This window comes from Bacillus sp. FJAT-27445, from assembly GCF_001510665.1.
Lineage (GTDB): Bacteria > Bacillota > Bacilli > Bacillales > Cytobacillaceae > Bacillus_D.
Genome location: NZ_LMTI01000001.1, coordinates 77,437 through 101,164, shown reverse-complemented (window position 1 = coordinate 101,164; position 23,728 = coordinate 77,437). Strand labels below are relative to the sequence as shown.

Here is a 23,728-nt window from a genome sequence, read left to right as displayed (position 1 = left end):
CTTTCCTTGTACTAACGCTTTTTCTTCGTGCGAGGATTATGCTTTCGAAGCTTATTCTAGTGGAGCTGGATTAATATAACTTATTTCGAGTTATCCCAAAGGTTCGATTTAATAATTTCCTAGATGAGAATAAAAAGCACGGCCCAGGGATGGGCCGTGCTTTTTAATATATTTGCAGAGCGCGAAGAAACACGCACTATTTACCGTCTTCTGTTCCGGTTGCGGAGGAATGTTGGGATATCCAATGTGTCTTCCTGGGAAACCGAGGATTGCCTTTGCGGTTCCGGAGCAGGTTCTTCACGCTTTGGCTCCCTTTTCACCGTTCCAATTGAAGGCTTCGGCTGCCCAAAGGATTGGCGGGCTGAAGGCCTTTGCTGCAGGGTCTCTTCGTTGAAACCAGTTGCGATAACTGTAACCAGGATTTCGTCCTTTAAATTTTCATTGATGACAGAACCAAAAATCATGTTAACTTCCTGGTCGGACGCAGATGCTACGATATCAGCCGCTTCCTGAACTTCATATAGGCTAAGGTTTGTCCCGCCAGTGATATTCATCAGGACGCCTTGGGCTCCGTCAATTGAAGTTTCTAGGAGTGGTGAACTGATCGCTTTCTTCGCTGCCTCTGCAGCCCGGTTTTCACCAGCAGCTATACCAATCCCCATAAGAGCCGAACCCTTGCTTGACATGATCGTCTTCACATCCGCGAAATCGAGGTTAATCAAGCCCGGCACTGCGATAAGGTCGGAAATACCTTGGACACCTTGGCGAAGTACATTATCCGCTTCACGAAATGCTTCAAGCATTGGTGTACTTTTGTCGACAATTTCCAAGAGGCGGTCATTTGGAATCACGATAAGTGTATCCACGGCTTCCTTCATTCCGGCGATGCCCATGGCTGCCTGTGACTGCCGCTTTTTGCCCTCGAAAGTAAACGGGCGTGTTACAACCCCAACTGTCAGGGTCCCAAGATCCCTGGCGATTTGAGCAATAACAGGTGCCGCACCGGTACCTGTACCCCCGCCCATCCCGGCAGTTACGAAAACCATATCCGCACCGCGAAGTGCTTCTTCAATTTGTTCCTTGCTTTCTTCGGCAGCCTTTTTCCCTACCTCTGGATTGGCGCCTGCACCTAATCCCCTCGTAAGTTTTGCGCCAATTTGCATTTTAACTTCCGCTTTGGAAAGATTCAGTGCCTGGGCATCCGTATTTACAGCGATAAATTCAACGCCCTGGACTCCATGCTCAATCATTCGGTTCACAGCGTTGTTTCCGCCGCCTCCGACGCCAATAACTTTTATGGTAGCTAATTGATCTAAATTTGTATCAAACTCCAACATGACAAATCCTCCTAATCCGTCCATATTCCTTGTCGCCCTTACGCCTTGTTTACAAGAGGCACATTGCCTGCCTGGTTTCAGAAGCTAGAGAGTCAGGCAGGAAACCCCTGGCTTTTTTTAGTTCAATCATCAATCAGCATCTGAAAAGCCGTTACCCGAAGGCATTAATCGTCTATTCAAAAAAGTAGCCAAAAAATTTCTTTACTTTTGTCGACATTTTTTCTTCTGGCTGTTTCGCCTGCTTGGGAGCAGCCTGAGGTTTCGCCGACCTGTTTTCCTTTTGTTCGGAGGAATGCGGTACACTTACTGACTGGACTGTATAGCCGTCCAGCCTGCTGTTCCTGCTAGCGTATTTAATCAGGCCCACTCCTGTTGTGTATTGCGGCTCCCTTACACCGATGTAATCAGGAACCGCCCTTCTAACCCGGCTCTGGAAGACTGCTTGGGCAAGCTCCAATACACCTTCCATATTGGAAACTCCTCCTGTTAGGACATACCCTCCCGGCAGGTCGCGAACTCCCATTCTCTTCAACTCGTTAAGAATCAGGTCAAAAATCTCTTCAAGCCTGGCTTCGATAATTTCTGAGATTTCTTGTTGTGTAAATTGCTGGTGCTGGTCGCTGCCAATGACTGGGACGCTGAAAACCTCATCACCGGCTGCTTCCTCAAAAAAGGCATGTCCATATTTAATTTTAATTTTTTCTGCATTTTCCGTCGAGGTTCTAAGGACGATGGATAGGTCCTTCGTTATATGATCACCGCCAATTGGTATCACACTGGTGGCTGTCAGGTGGCCTTCTTCGAAAACAGCAATTGTCGTTGTTCCCCCACCTATGTCGATTAATGCGGTTCCAAGGTTTTTCTCGTCGTTTGAAAGGGAAAACATTCCCGCGGCCAAAGGCTGAAGCGTAATATCGAGAATTTCAAGGTTCGCACGTTCAACACAGCGTAAAACATTATGTAGGATTGTTTTGTAGCCTGTAATGATGGTGCCTTCCATTTCAAGCCGTACCCCCATCATATTGAGAGGATCGGTTATTTCATCCTGTCCATCAACAATGTATTGGTGTGGCACCACATCAATGATTTCCCTTTCAGGGGGTATGGAGATAACCTTCGCGGCATCCTCTACCCGATAAATATCTTCACGGGTAATTTCCTTGTTATCCCCGGAAACCGCAACCACTCCATGGCATGGCTGAAGCATAACGTGGTTGCCGGTAATTCCTACAATCACCTGCCTGATTTCCATTCCTATCATTCTCTCGGCCTGTTCGACTGCTTTTTTAATAGAATGAACGGTTTCTTCTATATCAACTATGGCCCCTTTTCTTAGCCCGGCTGATTTTACGTTGCCAACTCCGATAATATTTAACGAGTCATTGACCTTTTCACCAATGATAACTTTTACACTGGATGTACCGATGTCAAGACTTACAAATATCTCATTGTTGTTCATCCTAAGGCACCTCCTTCGGCAAATACTGCACCTTCTACTAGATTTATCGTTCATAAAATTGTAAATATAATTATATATTATAAAAATATTCGTCAGAACGAAATGATTCCCTTTAAAAAAAATCAAATTTTTTCTGTTTTTTCACGGGATGTTGACCATTTGGCCAGAATTATCCTTCTAATTACAGCAATATTCTGAAACAGCCTTACTCCGAAAGCAAAAACGGCGGCTAAGTACAAGTCTACACCAAGATGGACTCCCAGGAAAGCTAAACTTGCTGCAAGAATAATATTAAAGAAAAAGCCTGAGACGAAAACCTTTTCATCGTAAATATTCTGAAGTTGCGCCCTAATTCCGCCAAAAAGGGTATCCAAAGCGGCAAGGACGGCAATAGATAGATAATTTGAATATTCGTCAGGAATCCTTATCTCAGTCATTAGGCCTAATATTACCCCGATGATGAGTCCCAGTAATGGAAGCCACATTAGGAATTCCCTCCTTCATCGGCCTTTGCCGGCTTCATAGTGTTTATTCGGACTGGATTCTCGTATGCCTCAATTTCAATATCTGGCAGTGCATCGGAAACTGTCAGCCTGAGATTTTCAATAAAGAACTCCTCCATTGATTGGGATGCTTTCATTCGGTTGGAAAGCTTCTCTGCAGATTGCGTATTGCCGGCTATCACTTTTATTTCAATCGGCAGTGTTGACAACCTATGCCCATCAATCCTTGTTTCCGAACTTATTTCACGAATGACAGTTGAATTGATGACCCGTTGCCCGTCAATGGATATTTGCTTTGCCTCATACATATTCAATTCATTTGTAAGCCTTTTTAAAAGGTCTGGAGAAACCGTATTGCTGATTGGGTCCCCAATCAGCACCTCCTCATAAACCGGTTCAATTGTCAGGATGATACCGGGTCCTGCAGCTTTCGTCAATCCAGCCTCGGACTTTAATTCATCAAGAGTTTCCCGTAGCACCTGTCCTTTTCCGTTTTGCCTTTTTGTTTCATAACCGGCAATCTTATCCTCTGTGGATCGGATTTCGGCCAGGAGATCCGATTGCAATTTCTTTTCCTTTAAAATATCCTGCCTAAGCTGCCAAATGTCCCTTGTATCACGTACATCTGCAGGTTCTTTTATCGTCTGGAACTGGATTGCGATCATAAAACCAATGATGGCCGCAACAAGAGAAAAGCTGGTAAGATTTTTTTTTTGCTTGTCCACAATTTTCACCTAACCTTCTTAGTGGACATTAAATAGATTAGCTGCCCAAAATCGGATTTAAACTTATAGAATCCTTTTTTTCAAGTGTGAAAAGAATATTGTCATTCACAAGCTGGTCCCTGACGCCCCCGGTCATAGTCAATGCTGGCTCAAGGACTGCAGGGTCCCCGATTGCAGTAATGATAAATGGGGCTGGATATTGCTTGCCATCAACTGTAATAACGGGGCCATTGCAAATGATATAGGACCTGGATGAGAGCCTTTGGCCATTGATTGCCACGGCTTCAGCCCCAGAAACATACAGTTCATTCACAACCTTGAAAACATGGTGCTCATGGACAAGATAATTATTAATATTTTCTTCATTCGGGTTGTATTCACCATCGGCGAGTGAAACCTCGATTCCCGGACCCTTAACTTTTACCTTTCCAAGGAACATCCTGTATTTTTCAGCATCTCCCGCGATAGAGGAATAGGCGTCTTCTTCTTTCGAAAGCTCTTTTTCTATCTGAAGAACCTTTGCCTGCTTTTTATTAAATTCCCTTTGAAGCTTTCGGTTTGCTTCTTCAAGAGATATTAGCTGGTTTCTGAGATCGATAGTCCGCTCGTAATGGCTGCCCGTAACATCTTTGTTTTTATGTTTATTTTCCACCAGGGTCAAATGATAGGAAAAGGCCATAATATATCCAAGGACAAGGCAAACGAGCGATAATATCACATGTTTACCCATCACTCTCTTCTTCAAGGCCTTCCTCCCCTTCTATTTCATATGCTTTAAAAAAGGAACCGACTTCTAAATCTATGACCCCTTTTATGTTTGGATCAAGCTGGCTCACTATCGAAGGATAATGGACCATTTTTTCTGCGAATGTTCTTAAGGAAGCACTCACTTCAAACCCGTCATTCATAAACAGCGAAACATGGAATTCATCTGTTTTTTGGGGAGTATAGTGGATTTCGGAAATTGAATTGTAAATTTCTTCTGGAAGCGATAAGAGGGAAGCACACATTTCATCAAGTACTTTTCCTTCCTCGAATCCCATTAATACAGGGACATTTTCCGAAAGAGACTGTTTTTTGTTGCTCGCGAGGACCTTCCCGTTTTCCATTACGGGATAAAAGCCCCCGTTCTTTGCGAGATAGCCTATCCGCTTATGCTCCGTTACGTTGATCAGGATTGTGTTGGGCAATACAATCTTTACCCTGGCATCCTTGAGTTCCGGCAATTTCATCAGCCTTTCAGCTGCTTGGCCCTTTTTTATTTTCCATATGTTCGCTTTGCTGGAGATACCGGAAACCTTCACAAGCTCAGTTTCTTCGTATACGGAATTTCCGCTCACTTTAATGGCACCCACATGGCTAAGGGGAGATTGTATGTAAAGGACTCCGGCAATCAGGATAAAAAATATAAAAAGCAGAAGGATCAGCCTTCTGTTCGCCTTTTTTCGCCTTTGTTCCTTCAGCTTTGGTATCCTGTCTTCCAAGGTAAGAACTTTGCCCTTTTGCATTTCCGTTCACCCCATCATGATTAGTGAAAAACCCGCCCCGCAAGAGGATAATCTAAAACAACGGCACGATAGTCTCATGCCGCCGTTTTGGTACAGCTTTTCGCCTAATCCAATGGAAACATTATAGCATAGAATTGCCTGCCGGTAAGAGGAATTTCGCGCTATTTCCTTCCAACTATCTCGACTTCCGTTTCCATTTGGATGCCATCGAGGGCCAAAATGGTGTCCTTCACATGCTGAATTAGCGCAAGCACATCTTCAGCTGTAGCATTGCCGGTATTAACAATAAAATTACCGTGCATTTCTGATATTTTTGCCCCGCCGATCGAATGCCCCTTCAGGCCGGCAGCTTCAATTAGCCTGCCCGCATAGTTCGGGAGCGGATTGCGGAAAATGCTTCCTGCACACGGATAATTCCAAGGCTGTGTATCCTTGCGGTAGTCCTTATTTTTTTGGAGCTCCCCCATGATTGCTTCCTTGTCACCCGATTCCAACTGGAAAACGGCTTCCACGACAATTCCGGGCCTTTTCTTTTGTAGTATGGATGACCTATAGGAGAACTCAAGCTCTTCATTTGTGAGCCACTCGATTTTGCCATCCTCAAATAATATATGGGCCTTTTTCAGTATTTTACTAATATCGGAACCGTGGGCGCCTGCATTCATGTATACGGCCCCGCCAACAGAACCGGGAATTCCTCCTGCGAACTCAAGGCCTGTGAACCCTTTTCTGCTTATTGATGTAGCAAGTGAAATCAGGGATTGGCCGCCCCCTACAGTTATTTCATTACCATTTTGCTCCAGGCGGTCCAGGCCGCTGCCCAGCTTAATAACTACTCCTTCTATTCCCCTGTCTGAGACTAGCAGGTTGGAGCCGCGCCCTATCGCCCGGAACGGGGCTTTGTGGCGCTTGATCACTTCCATCGTTTTGAATAGGTTTTCTATTGAAGATGGCTCGACTAAAAGGTCTGCAGGCCCGCCGATTTTAATGGTTGTATGTTGCGACAGCGGTTCCGCTTCCTTCACCCGGCCAATCCCGGCAGATTCTAACTCTTTTTTCAGCTCATCCATAAGGATTCCTCCCTTTCTTTATACAATCGGAGTTTTTTTCAGTGTATGCATTGCCCAAGGTGTGGTTCTCTTTTATTCTCAAGCAAGAATGCCCTTTCATCGGCTACACTTTGGCAGACGAACTGGAAAGTTTTTTAGGACATTAAATAGCCTGTCTGTAAGCGGAGTCAGATACTGCAGGTTTTTCGCTTCCCATCGCATTCCAGACACTTTGTCCCGGTAGGGTATTATCCCGTCAATCGTAATTTTTTTTTGCTTGAAAGCTCTTTTTCAGTCAGTCAACAGTTCGGGGCATGCCTGCTAAGTGCCAGGGCATTCTATTCCTGGTGCAGCAAAAACAACAGGCCCGGATACATATCACCCAGTACTCATAACCGAATCCTGCTTGAACTCTTTTAAAAGATCTATGCTTCTCCTCTTCCAAGTGAGAAACCTCCAGATCGAATTTATGTTTAGAAGAAAAGTTTTCGTTTAAAACCGGTTATATGTATAGCAGCGAACGGACAATTTTCGCGGGACAAGCTTACTCTCAAGCTCCTTTTCTGTTCATATATATATAAACTCGGCTTTCGGGTCCTCCTTCTGGATTTCCCTTATCAGGGCCTCCGGTATCCTCACCGTTGATGGCTATTTTCATTGGCCCACCTCTTCCAGCATCATGCTGTCCCTCCACCTCTGGCAAGCATAAAAGCACCCGCTTTATATACCCTCATTCTACTATAAATTAAACAAGGAAACGACGAAAAGGGTCCTGGTATACCATTCCATTTTTAATTTCGAGCCAAAACGATGAGATAAAAGAACCCTGCATCAGCAGGGCACCAGTCAATATTTTACATAGCGGCTAATGTTTAAGAGTACCCCGATCGCCATAAGCATGAGGGTAAGTGATGACCCGCCATAGCTTAAAAACGGAAGTGTGATTCCTGTAACGGGCATAAGCCCCGTCACAACACCTATATTGATCATGACCTGGATGGCAACCATCGCAATGATGCCAACAGCAAGGAAGCTACCGTACAGGTCCGGAGCTCCAAGAGCAATCCTGATTCCCCTCCAAAGGAGCAAGGAAAATAAAAGCAGAATAAGCGAGCCTCCGATAAAACCCAATTCCTCCGCCAAAATCGCAAAAATAAAATCCGTTTGCGGCTCTGGAAGATAAAAGAATTTCTGGCGGCTTTCACCGAGGCCAAGGCCAAAAAGCCCGCCTGGCCCAATCGCATAAAGAGACTGAATAATTTGGAAGCCGCTGTCCTGCGCATCCGACCAGGGATCAAGGAAGGATGTTATCCGTTTAATACGGTAAGGGGCCGATATGATTAGACCAGCGAAACCGGCTGCACCAAGAAGCATTAGTCCCGCAAAATGGCTCAGCCTTCCCCCGGCAACGAAAATCATCACCAGGCAGGTGCCGACCATTACCGTACCTGTCCCAAGATCGGGCTGCAGCATGATGAGCGCAAAGGCAGAAAACACCAAAGCCAGGGATGGTATTAACCCTTTTCGGAAAGATGTAATCATTTTTTGCTTCTCTGAAAGGAATTTCGCCAGAAAAGCAATCATTGCGAGCTTCATGAATTCGGAGGGCTGAATCGAAAAAGCGCCTACTCCTATCCAGCTCCTGGAACCATTCCTGACATTTCCTACCCCGGGTACCAGGACCATCAAAAGCAGAACGAAACACACAATGAGGATAATTTTCGCCCATGTACGCCACGTTAGATAGTTAATATTCATGATGAAAAACATCGCTGCAATTCCGACTCCCGCAAAAAGCATTTGCCTTTTCGCAAAGAAAAAGGAATCATCGAACTTAAACTGGGCCCAAATTGCACTCGAACTATAAACCATGATAAGCCCAAATGCCAGGAGTGCAAATGTAACAGCCAAAAGGATCATGTCTGGAGAATTCTTTTTTACTGGCAATGCCAAACACCTCTGCCCCATGCATGTATTGGGCGTTCCGGTGAGCCAGGCATATTGCGATTAGCGGCTCAAACAAGGAGACAAGCCCTTACTACAGCTTATGCACCGCCTCAATAAACATGTCGCCACGGACCTCAAAAGTTTTGTACTGGTCCCAGCTTGCACATGCAGGTGAAAGGAGAATGACATCTCCGGGATTGGAAAGCCTGTACGCTTCCGGAACAGCACCCTCAACATTATCGGCGCGGACAAGTGATTTTATTCCTGCTCTCCTGCCAGCTTCCTCAAGTTTTGCGGCAGTCTGGCCGAATGTAATCAATGCTTTTACGTTTTTCATGTAAGGTATGAGCTCATCAAATCCATTGCCGCGATCCAGACCGCCCGCCAGTAGGACAATTGGTGCGTCAAATGCCTCAAGCGCTTTTTGCGTGGCAAGGATATTGGTTGCCTTCGAATCATTATAAATTTTTATGCCATCCTTCTCAACAACAAACTGGAGGCGATGGCGGACCCCTGTGAAGGTTTTCAGCACTGATTGGATCGCCTCATTCGACACGCCGGAAAGCTTAGCGGAAGCGAGTGCGGAAAGGATATTTTCAAGATTGTGTTCACCTGGGAGGGCCACATCTTCCCGATGGAGGACTTTTTCGCCATCAAAGCAAAGCCAGCCATCACTCGTATAGGCCCCCCTTCCTAAATCCCTTGTAGACGAAAATGGAACAAGGCATGCGTTCGATTCCCTGGCAATGACAGCAGTTTCTTCCTGGTCAGCATTGTAGACAAGGTAGTCGCCATCCCCTTGGTTCTTTGTAATGTTCGCCTTCGCGGCATGATAGCCAGTCCTTGTACCGTGGTAATCAAGGTGGGCATCGTAGAGATTCGTTAATACAGCAATCTTTGGCCTAAACTTTTCAATGCCCATCAACTGGAAGGACGAAAGCTCGATTACGATAGTATTTTCCTTGGTGGCTTCCTGGGCAACACCGGAGGCAACCGTTCCAATATTCCCTGCAATAAGGGGGTTTTTAGCCCCCTGTTTCAGCATTTCAAAAATCAGTGTCGTTGTCGTTGTTTTTCCGTTTGTACCAGTTATTCCGATAAATGGTGCTTCGGATATTTGCCAGGCAAGTTCGACCTCAGTAATGACAGGTATTTTCTTTTCCATGGCTCTCATTACCATTGGGTTTGTATAGGGGATGCCAGGGTTTTTTACAACCAGTTCAAACCCTTCCTCAAGCAGTTCGACTGGGTGGCTGCCGCATATGACAGTAATCCCCTGTTCAAGCAGCCCTTGGGCCTCTGTGTTCTCGGAAAGCGGCTTGAAGTCATTGACGGTGACAAAAGCGCCAAGCTTATGAAGGAGCGCGGCCGCGGTCACTCCGCTTTTTGCCAGGCCCAGGACTAATATTTTTCTGTGCTGGTACGTTTCGATCATCTTCACTTACAACCACACCCCGATATAAATTCCAAGTATCGCAAAAAGGAGGCCTACAGTCCAAAAAGTAACAACGACACGCCACTCTGACCACCCCGATAATTCGTAATGGTGATGGAGCGGGCTCATCTTAAAAATCCTTTTCCCGGTCGTTTTAAAAGAAATGACCTGTAGGATGACGGAGAGCGTTTCAATAACAAAGACGCCTCCGATTACCAGGAGCAGCAATTCGTGTCCTGTAAGAATTGAAAGTGCGGCGATGGCCCCGCCGAGCGCCAATGATCCGGTATCACCCATAAACACTTTTGCCGGATGGGCATTGAATACTAAAAATCCCAATACCGCGCCGACTACAGCAACACTAAAAATTGACAGCTCGAACTGTGACTGGCTCCAGGCAAGGACAGCAAATGCCCCGAATGCAATGGCTGCCGTCCCCGAGACGAGGCCATCAAGCCCGTCTGTCAGATTGACTGCATTCGAGAAGCCGACGAGCCAAAAAATGACAAAGCCGAGATAAAACCAGCCAAGGTCAATCGAGAAATCCGTAAAAGGCAAACCTAGTTCGGACGGCATTTCATTTCTTCTGTATAACAGATAAAAAATGACCGAAATAATAATCTGGCCAAGCAGTTTCTGTTTTGACGTAAGGCCCAAATTGCGCTTCATGGCAACTTTGATGAAATCATCAAGAAAACCAAGAAGGCCGAAACCGGCAGTAACAATAATTAGCATATGGGTCTTGGAGGTAGGCCCTGCAAATTTACTCGCCATGACGAGTGATGTAATAATGATGGACAAAAGGATAATAATCCCGCCCATAGTCGGAGTCCCCGACTTTTTCTGGTGAGATTTAGGCCCCTCTTCCCTTATGCTTTGCCCAAATTTCAGTCTCCTGAGAAAAGGAATAAAGACTGGGGAAAGGAGGACGGATATTAAAAAGCCCATCAGGATTGTAAAGAAAATAACTTGCTCAAGCATAAAGCTGCCTCCTTACCGGAAAAGCGGCCTTGGCAATGCCCTTGGCCACAAAAATATCATTTGAAGTTTTTTTGGGGAGAAAGCCCTTGTGAAAAAAAACAAATTGTCTGGTACTCATAAATACATTAATCTCCATTATATTGTAGTTTAGTTTTGTGTGTTTTAGTCCTTTGCCATCCGAAGGACAGCTTCCCTGGCAGCAACCCTGTCGTCGAAATCATGCTTAACCCCGTTAATTTCCTGATAGGTCTCGTGCCCCTTCCCGGCTATTAGGATAATATCGCCGGACTCCGCGGAGCGTACCGCGAAATTGATGGCTTCTCTCCTGTCGGGAATGACCTTGTAATCCCTGCCTTTTACCCCCTCTTCCATATCCCCGAGAATCGCAAGGGGATCCTCGCTCCTTGGGTTATCTGAAGTGAGCACCGGGTGTGTTCCATAATCGCATGCAATTTTGGCCATTAACGGGCGCTTTGCCTTATCCCTGTCGCCACCGCAGCCGACGATGACATAGACATTCCTTTTCGCAAATTCGCTGACTGTTTTTAAAACATTTTCCAAGCTATCCGGCGTATGTGCATAATCGACAATTACGGTAAAGTCCTGGCCAGCATCAACCGTTTCGAACCTCCCAGCCACTCCTTCTATTTTCTCAAGTGTAGCCAGTGCGTCTCTGGGATTTAATCCTGCAGCAATAGCAGCCCCAATTGCGGCAAGGGCGTTATATACATTAAACTTGCCGACCTGCTTCATTGTAACAGGGTAAGACTCGCCAGCCACTTGGAGGATAAATGATGTTCCCTGCGGGGATAGCTTGATATCCCCAGCCTGTATATCGGCCTTTTGATCGATTCCATATGTAAGAACATGCGCTGCGGTTGCTTTTATGAATTCCCCGGAAGCGGGATCATCACTATTTAAAACCGCAAATTTTGGTGAATTTTCGGAATAGGTATTCCCCAGTTGGGAAAACAAAAGGCTTTTTGCCTGCCTGTATTTTTCCATCGTCTTATGGTAATCCAGATGGTCCTGGGTAAGATTTGTAAATACGGCTACATTGAAATCCGTACCATGGACCCGGCCATAATCAAGTGCGTGGGAGGATACCTCCATTACCGCATGCGTAACACCTTCATCAGCCATCATCCTGAACGTTTTCTGAAGTGTGAGGCTTTCCGGTGTAGTATTCTTTACATCATATTTTTTGTCGCCGATTTTTGTGTACATTGTTCCGATCAATCCGGTCTTGTTCCCTGCATCCGCAAAAATTTGTTCAATTAAATGGCTCGTTGTTGTCTTGCCATTCGTTCCTGTTATCCCCGTCAAATGGATACCATGGCTTGGATGGCCATAAAACGCGTCGGCAATCACGGCCTTTGCCCTCGTCGTATCGCGGACAATAAATACAGGAACCGAGCAGTCAAGCGGCCTTTGGGCTACAATCGCTGCTGCGCCCTTTTTTACAGCCGTCTCTGCAAAATCATGTCCATCCACGGAGTAGCCTTTAATGCAGATAAACAGACTGCCATCTATTACCTTGCTATCGCTGTCTTCAACAGAGACAATTTCGGGATTCTCGTCCGGCAATGCACCGGGTTGGTGTAAATGCTTTAAAAGGTCATGCAATTTCATTTTTTCAATTCCTCTCTTGCGTAACAATCGATACCTATTTTACATGATACACTTGCATTTCGCCATAAATCCATCGTTAATTGCCAAGTCCGCCGCATAACTTAATCTATATCCTGGAAACACAGGAAGAAGGCGGAGGAAAAGGTTCCATCGCCTTCCAATTTTTAATTTCCATTTCCAAAATAAAGGATGATGGTTGAGCCGTCTTTCACCCGGGTACCTGCCTGAGGCAATTGCTTGATGACAATATCGCCTTCACCTTTTGCCTCGACTTTAAGGTTTTCCATTTGCTCCCTTAACTCTTTTTTGGAAAGCCCTTCGAGATTTGGCATTTCAATCATTGGTACATCCTGCCACGTCATTTTCTTTTCAATTTGTTCCTTTCGCGGCTCAACACCCATCGCCAGCAGAGAATCTTTCATGATATTTCCAACAATCGGCGCGGAAACAACACCGCCAAATTGGACAGTACCCTTTGGATTGTCTACAGCGACATACACAACGAGCTGCGGGTCATCCGCTGGTGCGAAACCGATAAAGGAGACGATATGGTTGTTCTCAAGGTAGCGTCCGCCTTGAGCTTTCTGGGCAGTCCCAGTCTTGCCGCCTACCCGGTAGGAATCGATGAACGCTTTTCCGCCCGTACCTTGCGCAACGACACTTTCAAGGGCAAACCTGATTTGCTTTGATGTTTCCTCTGAAATGACACGCCTTTTTAGCTTTGGGGAATTTTTCATAATCACCTGATTTGTGACAGGATCAACCAATTCCTTTGCTATATAGGGGGTATAGAGGTATCCCCCGTTTACGGCAGCTGCCACGGCCGCAACCTGCTGAATGGGTGTTACTGAAACCCCTTGGCCGAATGCTGTTGTTGCAAGTTCTACCGGTCCGACCCGATTCATATTAAACAGGATGCCTGTACCTTCACCCTGAAGGTCTATTCCAGTTTTTTGGCCAAAACCGAATCCTTTAATATAGCTGAATAGTTTGTCCTTTCCAAGCCTTTCTCCTAGTTCAACAAATCCAGGGTTGCATGAATTTTGGACGACCTCAAGGAAAGATTGGCTGCCATGCCCGCCTCGCTTCCAGCATTTCAGCCTCGCACCCGCTACCTGGACACTTCCGGAATCATGGAAATGGTCTTTTTCCAAATTCACCTTTCCTTCCTCGATAGCTGCGGCAAGAGTGATGATTTTAAATGTGGAACCCGGTTCATACGTACTCCAAACAGGGAGATTCCTGTTGTATACCTCCTGGGGAACGGTCCGGAAATTTGCCGGGTCAAAATTAGGTCGGCTTGACATGGCCAGTATTTCCCCATTATTAGGATTCATTGCTATCGCGACTAATCCATCTGGGTTATACGTTTTTTGAGCGATTTCCAGTTCTCTTTCAACAATTGTCTGGACTTTTGTATCAATCGTCAATTTTAAATCAAGGCCGTCTATCGGCGGCTGATAATCATCAGCCATATCATCCATACGGCGGCCTTTTGCATCCGCATAGAATTGGACCGAGCCTTTTTGGCCGCTTAATTCCTTATTATAGAATAACTCCAGTCCCATCAATCCCTGGTTGTCTATCCCTGCAAACCCAAGTACATGTGATAAATAATTGCCAAATGGATAATGGCGTTTCGAATCATCTCCCAAATAAATTCCTTTCAAGCCAAGCAAACGGATTTCCTTAGCCTTTTCATGCGAGATTTTCCTGCCTGAAGGAAGACGGATGATCGATTCGGTTTCCGTCAGGCTCTTGAGTGTGCTTTCCTTTGATGTATTTAAGACAGCCGCAAGCTTTTCGGCTGCGGTTTCCGGGTCTTCTACTTGCCTGGGCACGATCCAAACCGTTGGCGAACTGATATTCGTTGCAAGTGGAACCCCGTTGCGGTCGACTATTTCACCCCTCTTAGGGGCGAACGGAATATTTCGGCTCCAAGAATCCTTGGCCCTGTCGGTCAGCATATCCCCTAAATAAAATTGGACATACCCAAGCCGGACATCAATGATAATGAATACAAGGATGCCCGTTAAAAGGGCTGCCATCAGCCGTTTCCTAACCGTAACATTTGAAACCCGCATTAAGTGTGCTCCTCCTTCTTTCAGAACCTGGCCCCGTTTATTGGGGAAGGACATGCCTGTCGTTCATTCTTATGCGGGCCTATAAAAAAATAGAACGCCGGCGGGTAATCCCGCCGGCCGGATATGAGCTACTATTCCTTTACTTCCGGGTCCTTCATCTCCTCATCTTTTCCGTTTATGCTATCGAACGGGGTTTCGAGCTCAATTGTTAGATGGTCTCCATCCTTCAAAAGAGTCCCCTTCGTAATGCTTTGTTTGGCGACATAGCCTGAACCCTTAAAATTCAAGCTTAGCTTTGCCAGGTTAGCCGCCTTCATCGCATCCCTTAACGACCATCCGGCCATGTCCGGCATAACTGGATCCCCGGAAGTGCGGAGAATTACCTTTTCACCTTCCATCACGGTTTCCCCTGCAGCGGGAATCTGGCCGACAACAGTGCCGCCCTTCCCAATCACAACGGCATCAAACCCTTTGTCCTTAAGAAGCTTCCCAGCTTCCGAGGATTTCTTTCCCGCCAGGTCAGGCAATGCCTCGGTTTTTGGCGGAACAAGGGTGGAAGGCTTGATATTCATATATTGCAGGCTGTTTTTCATAACTGGATTAAATATCATTGAAACAGGAAGAGATCCCTTGAAATAGCTATCGATGTCCGGTTGCTGGACCGCAACATAGACAATAAGTTTTGGGTCGTCCTTTGGCGCCATTCCCAGGAAGGAGAAAATATAATCCCCTGGTCCCTTCAGGTAACCGCCGCCCTGCGACATTTCGGCAGTGCCAGTTTTACCCGCAACGCTGTATCCTTCGATATTGTAACGTTGACCTGTGCCATTCGGTGATGTAATAACTGTCCCCAATATATCCCTGACTTTCTTTGCAGCTTCAGGAGTAATTGGCCGCGAGACAACTTCGGGCTTTTTTTCCTCTATCGTTTCGCCTGTATCATGGTCAACTATTTTTTTGATAACATGGGGCTTCATCATTTTCCCATCATTTGCAATCGCGGTTGCCGCTTGGATTTGCTGAATGGCCGTGATGGCCGTTCCCTGGCCGTACGAGGTTGTAATTTTTTCGATCGGCCACTCATAGCGCAGCTTGCTTGTTGCTTCATCAGGAAGGTCAATCCCTGTTTGCCTGTCCAAACCAAACTTGGTCAAATACTCCCGGAATTTTTCAAAACCCAGTTTTTCTTTGGCGATTTTGGCAAATGCAACGTTCGATGAGCGCTGGACGCCCTCAAGATAGGAAATTGATCCCCATCCTTTTCCGTTATGGTCTTTGATTGCTTTATCACGGTCTGTAACCTTGTAGGAGCCAGATTTGTACTTTTCTTCCGAATTGAATACTGCCTCATTCACTGCAGCTGCAAGTGTGAAGATTTTCATCGTGGAACCTGGTTCAAACGGATATTCTATCGCTTCATTATGCCAGCTCTTTTCAATGCCGTCCCTTGTTTTCGGGTGGAAAGTCGGCCTTTGGCCCATCGCCAGAATTTCTCCTGTTTTCGGGTCGGCAACAATGGCGATGATTTTTTTGGGGTTGAATTCCTCGACCGTCTTATTTAAAGCATCTTCAAGGAAGGTCTGGATTTTTTTATCCAAAGTTAGGTAAATATCGTCTCCATTTTGGGCGGGAGTGACAAATTCCTTCCCTTTAGGAAGCAAATAACCCCACAAATCGCTTTCATAATTGATTTTTCCGTTCTCCCCTTTTAAAGACTGGTCCATGGCCTTTTCAAGACCGAGTTTCCCAAAGCTATTGATTTTGCCATCCTTCGATTTCTGCTTTTCGACAAATCCGACGACATGGGAAGCGAAGACGCCGTTTGGATAATAACGTTTCGATTCACGTTTAAAGATTATACCTGGCAGTTTTTCAGCTTCAATTTGCTTTTTAGTCTGATAGGGTATATCACTGCCAGCTTTGCCAAACTCGACTTGAAATACTTTAGGATTCTCTTTTTTCTTGGAGAGGATCCTAAGTATTTCGCTTTCTTCTAATTTAATATATTTTGATAGCTTTGCCGCGGTCTTTTCAGGATCGGCAACATGCCTCGGGTTATCCGGGTCGGTGGTCATCTTTTTATCCACGATGGCTACAAGGGTATAGGAGGCTGTATCTTCTGCGATTACCTCGCCAGTCCGATCCTTGATGGTGCCCCTCTCCGCTTCAATCGTGCTATACCTCATATGTTTCTGTTCAGCCTTGGCTGCCAGTGGCTGACCGGCGGCTTCACCCGTTATCCCTAAAACAAAAAAACGGTACAGGATGGCAAAAAAGAGCAGGCTGAAAAGAAAAAACAATCCAACTGCTCCTCTGTTTATATTTGGTTGTTTTTTTACCATTATTATTGCACAACCTTGACATTATGTTCGTTCAGCTTCAGGCCAAGTTCCCTTGCTTTGGCCATAATGCGGTCATAATTGCTTAGTTCTTTAACTTGGGCCTTCAAGTCCCCATTCGCTCTTTCATGCTCATTAATGGACACTTTCATTTCCTGAATATCTTTGTTCACCTTATAGATTTCAGACTGGGCAGAGACAATTTGGACAGCGCCAAAGAAAAGCAGGGCTGCGAAAATCGCCCAAATCAGTTTTTCACCAGGGGTAACCCGATGCCTTAATGCTTTCCTTCTTTCAGGCTGAATCGCCGGTTGCGTATGCTGGGTTTGCTGTTCTTGGAGTTTTCTTGCTAAACTGCTCATTCTTTCCCTCCTCAACTTCTGCGTGTATTATTCTCATTACTTTCAGTGGTTGGTTACTTAAATTTTTTCCGCAATCCTGAGCTTTGCGGAGCGCGCTCTGTTGTTTTCTTCCAACTCAAGATCTGACGGCAAAATTGGCTTTCGGTTTATCAATTTAAGTATCGGCTTAAACTCCTCGGGTATAATGGGAAGCCCAGGTGGAAGAGGAGGCGTTTCGGATGCCTGCTTGAATGCGGCTTTGCAAATCCGGTCTTCAAGGGAGTGGAACGTTATAACGGATATCCTTCCGCCTTCAGCCAGTAAATTAATCGCTTGTTCCAAGGATTTTTCAAAAACGCCTAGTTCATCATTCACCGCGATTCTAATCGCCTGAAAAATTCTTTTCGCTGGATGGCCGCCTTTTCTCCTAGCGGGAGCAGGGATGGCCTCCTTAATGAGTTCTACAAGCTCAAATGTCGTTTCGATCGGCTTTTTTGCTCTTGCCGCTTCTATTTTCCGGGCGATTTGCTTGGAGAATTTCTCCTCGCCATACCGGAAAAAGATACGGACCAAATCTTCGTACGACCAGTGGTTTACTACATCGTATGCCGAAATATCAGAGCTGCGGTCCATCCGCATGTCCAGCGGCGCATCATGGTGATAGCTGAATCCCCGTTCAGGTGTATCCAGCTGAGGGGATGAAACCCCAAGGTCATATAGAATCCCGTCAACTTTATGTATTCCAAGGTCCTCGAGTCCACTTTCAAGATGCAGGAAATTGCTTTTAATCAACGTCAGCCTGTCTTCATAAGGAGCAAGTTTTTCACGGGCATTCCTGATTGCGGTCTCATCCTGGTCAAAAGCGATCAGCCTGCCATTTTCTCCAAGCTCCTGGATAATTTTCAGGCTATGCCCGGCGCCTCCCAACGTGCAGTCAACATAGATGCCATCAGGCTTAATTTTCAGTCCATCGACTGCTTCATCCAATAATACAGTTGTATGTTCAAACATTTGCTTGCCACCTTTCCAATCGAGCGATACTTACGGAAACTATTCCAAAATAATAATTCCCTTAAATATCGAAGCCAATCATATTTTCTGCAATTTCAGCAAAAGAATCCTCGGATTCCTGGAAGTATTCTTCCCAAATCTGCTTGCTCCAGATTTCAATTCGATTGGAAACCCCTAAAATCACACATTCTTTTTGTAAGTTCGCATAGTCCAGTAAAGGAGCCGGAATATTGATTCTGCCCTGTTTATCGATTTCGCTTTCAGTTGCTCCTGAAAAGAAAAACCTTGTAAAGGCCCGGGCATCTTTTTTTGTAAGCGGAAGAGCTTTAAGCTTTTCCTCAATCAGGCTCCATTCAGAAAGTGGATACCCAAACAGGCATCGATCCAAGCCCCGGGTAATGATAAACATTTCCCCTAGGTTGTCCCGAAGTTTGGAAGGCACAATCAGGCGGCCTTTATTATCAATGTTATGATGATATTCGCCCATGAACATGCCCAATACCCCCACTTTCTAATTTGAATGTACCACAATCCTCCACTTTCCTCCACACTTTTTTTCTTTTCATGGCAAATAGTTGGCATAACATTGAGTAAGCGCTGCGGCAGGGTCAAAAAAAACAGCTCACCCTTAGGTGAACTGTTTAAATGCGTATCAATTTATGGCTTCCATCGAATTCATACTCAAGGTTCAAAAGCCTCGAAACAAAGTCGATGCCATATTTATTAAGATAGTAGAGGATATTCAATACCCTTTCCTGGGGGATTCCTTCCGGCCGCAATGCCAGGTTAACCCGGGCGAATTTATTAAGGGTAACTGCATGCTTTAACCGCGCCGCGTCTTCAAGCTTCTTTTCCAAAAAACCTACCTGGGAAAGGACGATCATTTCATTTTTCTTCAAAATAGGGAGCAATGATGGAACCGAAGCAGCTGTTTTCTCCAAAAGATTTTCATACTGGCCGATAATTTCTTTCTTTGCTTTCTTAAAGGCCTCTTCCAGTTCCGGATTCTCCAATGATTTAAGGAATTTTTCTTCCTCTTCCATCGTTCCCCGCCTAAGTGTTTCTGCAATATTGAGCTGAAGCTCTTTGAGGTCGGTTTCCACTGGGCGTTCGAGAATGGTCATATTCAACCTAGGTACTAGCGGCGGCATTTTCATGCCAAAGTGTTCAAAAACGAGCTTGAGTTCAGCCCAGTAAGCAATTTCTCCCGGTCCTCCGATAAAGGCCAAAACTGGAAAAAGCCATTCCTGCATCAATGGCCTCGTTACGACATTGTTGCTAAGCTTGTGTGGTTCTTCCCTTGCTATTTGAAGCAATTCATCCTGAGTAAACGAGACAGCCCCATTTTTTCCGGTAAACAGCTCCCTTCCCGGATCATACTCAAGGAGTACCCTCTCGGTTAGACGCGGTTCATAATAAAAGAGGTTTGCAGAATGCTTCGTTGTTTCAATGGCGTTCGGAAAGCCTTTTTTCCGGATGGCTTCCTGCTGGATTGACAAGCATTCGGAGATGGCGGCATGGCTTTTGATAAGCGCCTCGAATTTCCCGCTTTCGATTTGGCGCAGCTCTTTGTTACCCGAATCTACCAAAAGTAAGCCCGAGTCCCTGAACAGGTGAAGGATGATTGATGCGAAAAAATCGGTGAAGGCGGGAAATTTCTCCAGTGACTCGTCAATGAGGCCGACCAATTCCTTTGTATGGGCAGTTTCCCCGAAATGGGCAATCAAATTAGAGACCCATGAGCGGCATAGCTCCTGGTCAATCTCTATATCGGAGACCATTTTCTTTCCGAACACTTTCTGCGGGAATTTCCATTTCTCCGCCGTTGTTTCTGTAGGCACATAAATATGGTTGACTTCCTGGTAATCATGGTCCTCGCCCGCAATCCAGAACACCGGTACGACTGGCACCCCCAGCTTTTCTTCTTCCCTACGGGCAAGCTGAATAACGGATATAGCTTTATGTATTGTATAAAGCGGCCCGGTCAGAATTCCTGCCTGCTGGCCGCCAATTACGACAACACTATCCTGGCGCATCAATTTTTCGATGGATTTGCTCGTTTCATGGCTTTCCTGGAACCTGGCCATATAAGATTCAATATGCCCAGCCAACTGCTCTCTTGGAAAATCTCTAGAAAGCAATTCTTCAACTCTTTCCTTGTATGTTCCAGGCTCCTTATATGTATAATGGAAAAATGCCGTCACATCATCCGACTGCTGCAGATAGTCCGAAGCAAATCGATTGGTGGCTGGCAGTAAGAGATTTGAAACCTCCATATAGTACTTCCTTTCTGATTAAACAATTGTCATACCATATGAGTATAGCATTAACACCATCGAAGGAAAAAAACTTTGCTTTGTTTTTTCTTTTCTGGCGCTAGGATGCCTGGACCGCCATGATCGCCCTCTCGACAAGGCCAAATAAAATCAGTCCGACATAGGCAATAAAAAACAGCAAAAAAGTAAATCTCCAAAAACCCTTGAATACTTTCCGCAGTACAACTTCCCCTTTGATTTTCCATTGAATGATTGCGGACAGCATCCCAGCGAATAAAAGAATAAGTAATATAAGCCAAAGGAGAGAGCTTTCCCAGATTGTCATAATTAAAAAATGGACCGAAATGACTAACAGGAAGGTTGTGGCATCAAGGGCGAGCCCGACAGATCGGCGGTGATTTCCGGTTATCGGCTTGCTTATTGCAAAAACAATTAAATAACCCAAAAGGGGGAGGAAAATGAACAATGCGAAAATGGATGATAGAATCGTACTCAACCTTTTACCCCCCCAGCCAGTTCTCTTCCTTTGATTATTTCGTAATAGGCATTCAAAAGCGGCGCTTCCATCCCTTTGGACTTTGCTTGCTCCAATAGGTATCCAATGATGGCGTCTACCTCGGTCTGCCTTCCACTATCCAAATCTTTCAGCATGGAAGATTTGTTTTCGGCAGTATTTTTGCATATGCCCTTTACCTTCAAAAGCACGGAATGGTGATCCTTGAAATCCAAAATACCCGCAACTTCTTTAAATAACGTTTCCAACAGACTTTCAAAATGGCTGTTTTGAACAAGTTCTCCATTTTTCACCCCTAGGATTGCCGTAAGGGGATTGATTACAGCATTGGCGGCCAGCTTCCCGGACAGCATTTCATAGTAATCGGGTTCAATATGGAAAGGGAATTTTTCAGAGAGGGCGTCAGAAACCTTTTTAAGCAAATCGGGATTGCCCCTGAAAACCGCCACCCGTGTAACCCCCATGCCGTTATGGCTCACCGATGTAGAAGTCTCCCTTGAAGCCCCATGTTCAACGGAGCCGACGTAAATAGTTTCAGCTTTCATTTTTTCCAACAGTTTTAAATGGCCCATGCCATTTTGGAGAAAAAGAAATCCGCCTGTATCAGGCAAATCCCCAATCAACGACTCCAGCTGGTACTGCTTTACGGCGACGATTGTCAAGTCATTTTCCATCACCCCGCTGCCCAGCACCTGCGCGCGTACAGCTGCCCTTAATGGACCTATCCCGTTTAAGAGCCTTATGCCATCACGATTTATTTCATCCGCCTGTCTTTCTGTCCTAGTATAGAGTGTTACCTTAAAGAGGCGATGTAAATAAGCAGCGAACAATAAACCAATTGAGCCCCCACCGACTATCCCAATTTTCATAGTAAATTCACCCTATCTCATCTTTGCCTACATTTTACCAAATTACAGGACCTTTGTACCGAAAATTAGTTTTTTTGATTTAGTATTCTGGTCCAATCCGGCCAAATCAGGGCTTAAAGAACGAAAGGCTTTCCCGGCACAATGGCGGGAAAGCCCATAGATTCGGCCTAAACGGGATAGACCGGATGTTTTCTTGTACTGAAGTTCAGTTCCTTTGTTTCATAGTAGCCAAACCGTTTAATCAAAACATCCCTTAACTCGGAAGCGGCGACAATCTCGTCAACAATCAGTTCCGAAGCTAATCTGTAAATATCGATATGTTCCTTGTATTCCTGATGTTTCTCCTGGACAAATGCAATCCGTTCCTTCGGGTCTTCAATTTCATTGATTTTATTTGAGTAAACCGCGTTTACGGCCGCTTCTGGTCCCATAACGGCTATCTGCGCTGTAGGGAGAGCGATACAGACATCCGGCTCAAACGCTGGTCCCGCCATCGCATATAGCCCTGCTCCATACGCCTTCCGGACAATGACCGATATTTTAGGAACTGTCGCGGAGCTCATCGCCGCAATCAATTTCGCTCCGTGGCGTATGATTCCCGCTCTTTCTACCTTTGTTCCAATCATGAAACCCGGAACATCGGCAAGGAAGAGCAGCGGAATGTGGAAGGCGTCGCATAGCTGGATGAATTTCGCTCCTTTATCTGCCGAATCAACGAACAGCACTCCGCCTTTTACCTTTGGCTGGTTGGCAATGATTCCGACAGTCCTTCCTCCAATCCGGGCTAGTCCTGTTATTAGCTCCGGGGCAAAAAGCTTTTTAATCTCAAAAAAACTATCTGCATCAATCAGGGAATTGATCCCTTCGTACATATCGAAGGGGGCATTTTGGTTTTCTGGAATAATGGCCTCAAGGCTTCTCCCCTCAAGTGGAGCAGAAGGTTCCCACACTTTGGGCCTTTCTTTGAAATTCGCTGGGAAGTTGGCGAGATATTTTTTCGCAGCTTCAATCGCTTCCTCCTCCGAAGCTGCGAGGACATCACCGCACCCGGACACCGTACAGTGCATGCGCGCTCCGCCCATTTCTTCAAGCGTAACCTTTTCGCCAATTACTTTTTCGGCCATCCTTGGGGACCCAAGGTACATGGATGCATTTCCATCCACCATGATGACAATGTCACAGAATGCCGGTATGTACGCACCGCCAGCTGCAGACGGACCGAACAAAAGGCAGATTTGGGGTATCATCCCCGAAAGCTTCACCTGATTATAAAAAATTTTTCCCGCGCCGCGGCGGTTCGGAAACATATCAAGCTGGTCCGTAATTCTCGCCCCTGCCGAATCCACCAAGTAGAAAAGCGGAACCATTAGCTTTTCAGCCGTTTCCTGGATCCGAATGATTTTTTCAACGGTCCTTGCACCCCAGGATCCGGCTTTTACAGTGGAATCATTGGCCATGACACATACCGTCTGGCCTCCAACCTTGCCAATAGCTGTCACGACTCCATCCGCCGGAAGGCCTTTCGCCATATTGTTGGCGAACTTCCCATCCTCCTCGTACTCACCGTTATCAAACAACAATTCCAGCCGTTCGCGGACGAAAAGCTTTCCCTGTTCCTTCAGCTTTTCATGGTATTTTTGGTGGCCCCCTGCCTCGGCAACCTTCCTATTTTCAAATAATTTCTGCTGAATACCACTAGTTCCCTGCATAAGTTCCTC

The 23,728-nt window shown here is 45.7% G+C and carries 20 protein-coding genes; all 20 read right to left on the bottom strand.

What is annotated here, in order from left to right; translation table 11 throughout:
- Positions 1-200: 200 nt before the first annotated feature.
- Complete coding sequence (gene ftsZ, locus AR337_RS00535; RefSeq protein WP_059170058.1) at positions 201-1,337, bottom strand: cell division protein FtsZ; 1,137 nt, start codon at positions 1,335-1,337, stop codon at positions 201-203.
- 172 nt (positions 1,338-1,509) lie between these two features.
- Positions 1,510-2,796 carry a cell division protein FtsA gene (gene ftsA, locus AR337_RS00530; RefSeq protein WP_059170057.1) on the bottom strand — a complete coding sequence of 429 codons (1,287 nt, stop codon included), beginning with the start codon at positions 2,794-2,796 and terminating at the stop codon, positions 1,510-1,512.
- A 122-nt stretch (positions 2,797-2,918) separates the two neighbouring features.
- Positions 2,919-3,281 carry a small basic family protein gene (locus tag AR337_RS00525; protein WP_059170056.1) on the bottom strand — a complete coding sequence of 121 codons (363 nt, stop codon included), beginning with the start codon at positions 3,279-3,281 and terminating at the stop codon, positions 2,919-2,921.
- Positions 3,281-4,024 (bottom strand): DUF881 domain-containing protein, encoded by a 744-nt coding sequence (locus tag AR337_RS00520; RefSeq protein WP_059170807.1) that lies wholly within the window; start codon positions 4,022-4,024, stop codon positions 3,281-3,283. The genes AR337_RS00525 and AR337_RS00520 overlap by 1 nt, the downstream gene beginning before the upstream one ends.
- Positions 4,025-4,061: 37 nt before the next feature.
- Positions 4,062-4,769, bottom strand: a complete 708-nt coding sequence (locus AR337_RS00515) for a DUF881 domain-containing protein (protein WP_253701427.1) — start codon at positions 4,767-4,769, stop codon at positions 4,062-4,064.
- Positions 4,747-5,532: a cell division protein FtsQ/DivIB gene (locus tag AR337_RS00510; protein WP_059170054.1), complete on the bottom strand. Its 786-nt coding sequence runs from the start codon at positions 5,530-5,532 to the stop codon at positions 4,747-4,749. Before AR337_RS00510 ends, AR337_RS00515 begins: the two co-directional genes overlap by 23 nt.
- Positions 5,533-5,693: 161 nt before the next feature.
- A complete protein-coding gene (gene murB / locus AR337_RS00505) occupies positions 5,694-6,602 on the bottom strand; it encodes a UDP-N-acetylmuramate dehydrogenase (RefSeq protein ID WP_059170053.1) in 909 nt (302 codons plus the stop codon).
- Positions 6,603-7,427: 825 nt separating this feature from the next.
- The gene (gene spoVE / locus AR337_RS00500; RefSeq protein WP_059170806.1) at positions 7,428-8,528 is read right to left on the bottom strand and encodes a stage V sporulation protein E; all 1,101 of its coding nucleotides are present in this window, start codon (positions 8,526-8,528) and stop codon (positions 7,428-7,430) included.
- A 91-nt stretch (positions 8,529-8,619) separates the two neighbouring features.
- Positions 8,620-9,969, bottom strand: coding sequence for a UDP-N-acetylmuramoyl-L-alanine--D-glutamate ligase (gene murD, locus AR337_RS00495; RefSeq protein ID WP_059170052.1), 1,350 nt, complete (start codon positions 9,967-9,969; stop codon positions 8,620-8,622).
- Entirely contained in the window at positions 9,970-10,944 is a 975-nt protein-coding gene (mraY, locus tag AR337_RS00490; protein ID WP_059170051.1) for a phospho-N-acetylmuramoyl-pentapeptide-transferase, read from the bottom strand. It abuts the gene before it with no gap.
- A 162-nt stretch (positions 10,945-11,106) separates the two neighbouring features.
- Positions 11,107-12,576, bottom strand: coding sequence for a UDP-N-acetylmuramoyl-L-alanyl-D-glutamate--2,6-diaminopimelate ligase (locus AR337_RS00485; protein ID WP_059170050.1), 1,470 nt, complete (start codon positions 12,574-12,576; stop codon positions 11,107-11,109).
- A 164-nt stretch (positions 12,577-12,740) separates the two neighbouring features.
- Positions 12,741-14,660, bottom strand: a complete 1,920-nt coding sequence (locus AR337_RS00480; RefSeq protein WP_059170049.1) for a stage V sporulation protein D — start codon at positions 14,658-14,660, stop codon at positions 12,741-12,743.
- A gap of 131 nt (positions 14,661-14,791) precedes the next feature.
- Entirely contained in the window at positions 14,792-16,960 is a 2,169-nt protein-coding gene (locus tag AR337_RS00475) for a penicillin-binding protein (RefSeq protein WP_367576238.1), read from the bottom strand.
- 44 nt (positions 16,961-17,004) lie between these two features.
- Positions 17,005-17,361: a cell division protein FtsL gene (gene ftsL / locus AR337_RS00470; RefSeq protein WP_059170047.1), complete on the bottom strand. Its 357-nt coding sequence runs from the start codon at positions 17,359-17,361 to the stop codon at positions 17,005-17,007.
- 57 nt (positions 17,362-17,418) lie between these two features.
- On the bottom strand, positions 17,419-18,351 hold the full coding sequence (rsmH, locus tag AR337_RS00465; RefSeq protein WP_059170046.1) for a 16S rRNA (cytosine(1402)-N(4))-methyltransferase RsmH: 933 nt from the start codon (positions 18,349-18,351) through the stop codon (positions 17,419-17,421).
- A gap of 61 nt (positions 18,352-18,412) precedes the next feature.
- Positions 18,413-18,844, bottom strand: a complete 432-nt coding sequence (gene mraZ / locus AR337_RS00460) for a division/cell wall cluster transcriptional repressor MraZ (protein ID WP_059170045.1) — start codon at positions 18,842-18,844, stop codon at positions 18,413-18,415.
- A gap of 148 nt (positions 18,845-18,992) precedes the next feature.
- Complete coding sequence (gene bshC, locus AR337_RS00455; protein WP_059170044.1) at positions 18,993-20,627, bottom strand: bacillithiol biosynthesis cysteine-adding enzyme BshC; 1,635 nt, start codon at positions 20,625-20,627, stop codon at positions 18,993-18,995.
- A 100-nt stretch (positions 20,628-20,727) separates the two neighbouring features.
- Positions 20,728-21,123: a DUF3397 domain-containing protein gene (locus AR337_RS00450; RefSeq protein ID WP_059170043.1), complete on the bottom strand. Its 396-nt coding sequence runs from the start codon at positions 21,121-21,123 to the stop codon at positions 20,728-20,730.
- Positions 21,120-22,010: a 2-dehydropantoate 2-reductase gene (locus AR337_RS00445; RefSeq protein ID WP_059170042.1), complete on the bottom strand. Its 891-nt coding sequence runs from the start codon at positions 22,008-22,010 to the stop codon at positions 21,120-21,122. The genes AR337_RS00450 and AR337_RS00445 overlap by 4 nt, the downstream gene beginning before the upstream one ends.
- Positions 22,011-22,177: 167 nt before the next feature.
- Positions 22,178-23,719: an acyl-CoA carboxylase subunit beta gene (locus AR337_RS00440; RefSeq protein ID WP_059170041.1), complete on the bottom strand. Its 1,542-nt coding sequence runs from the start codon at positions 23,717-23,719 to the stop codon at positions 22,178-22,180.
- Between the last annotated feature and the right edge of the window lie 9 nt (positions 23,720-23,728).

Coding starts and splice junctions, on each gene's coding strand:
- ftsZ (WP_059170058.1), bottom strand. CDS start 1,337: ATGTTGGAGTTTGATACAAATTTAGATCAATTAGCTACCATAAAAGTT.
- ftsA (WP_059170057.1), bottom strand. CDS start 2,796: ATGAACAACAATGAGATATTTGTAAGTCTTGACATCGGTACATCCAGT.
- AR337_RS00525 (WP_059170056.1), bottom strand. CDS start 3,281: ATGTGGCTTCCATTACTGGGACTCATCATCGGGGTAATATTAGGCCTA.
- AR337_RS00510 (WP_059170054.1), bottom strand. CDS start 5,532: ATGCAAAAGGGCAAAGTTCTTACCTTGGAAGACAGGATACCAAAGCTG.
- murB (WP_059170053.1), bottom strand. CDS start 6,602: ATGGATGAGCTGAAAAAAGAGTTAGAATCTGCCGGGATTGGCCGGGTG.
- mraY (WP_059170051.1), bottom strand. CDS start 10,944: ATGCTTGAGCAAGTTATTTTCTTTACAATCCTGATGGGCTTTTTAATA.
- AR337_RS00485 (WP_059170050.1), bottom strand. CDS start 12,576: ATGAAATTGCATGACCTTTTAAAGCATTTACACCAACCCGGTGCATTG.
- AR337_RS00480 (WP_059170049.1), bottom strand. CDS start 14,660: ATGCGGGTTTCAAATGTTACGGTTAGGAAACGGCTGATGGCAGCCCTT.
- ftsL (WP_059170047.1), bottom strand. CDS start 17,361: ATGAGCAGTTTAGCAAGAAAACTCCAAGAACAGCAAACCCAGCATACG.
- rsmH (WP_059170046.1), bottom strand. CDS start 18,351: ATGTTTGAACATACAACTGTATTATTGGATGAAGCAGTCGATGGACTG.
- mraZ (WP_059170045.1), bottom strand. CDS start 18,844: ATGTTCATGGGCGAATATCATCATAACATTGATAATAAAGGCCGCCTG.
- bshC (WP_059170044.1), bottom strand. CDS start 20,627: ATGGAGGTTTCAAATCTCTTACTGCCAGCCACCAATCGATTTGCTTCG.
- AR337_RS00445 (WP_059170042.1), bottom strand. CDS start 22,010: ATGAAAATTGGGATAGTCGGTGGGGGCTCAATTGGTTTATTGTTCGCT.
- AR337_RS00440 (WP_059170041.1), bottom strand. CDS start 23,719: ATGCAGGGAACTAGTGGTATTCAGCAGAAATTATTTGAAAATAGGAAG.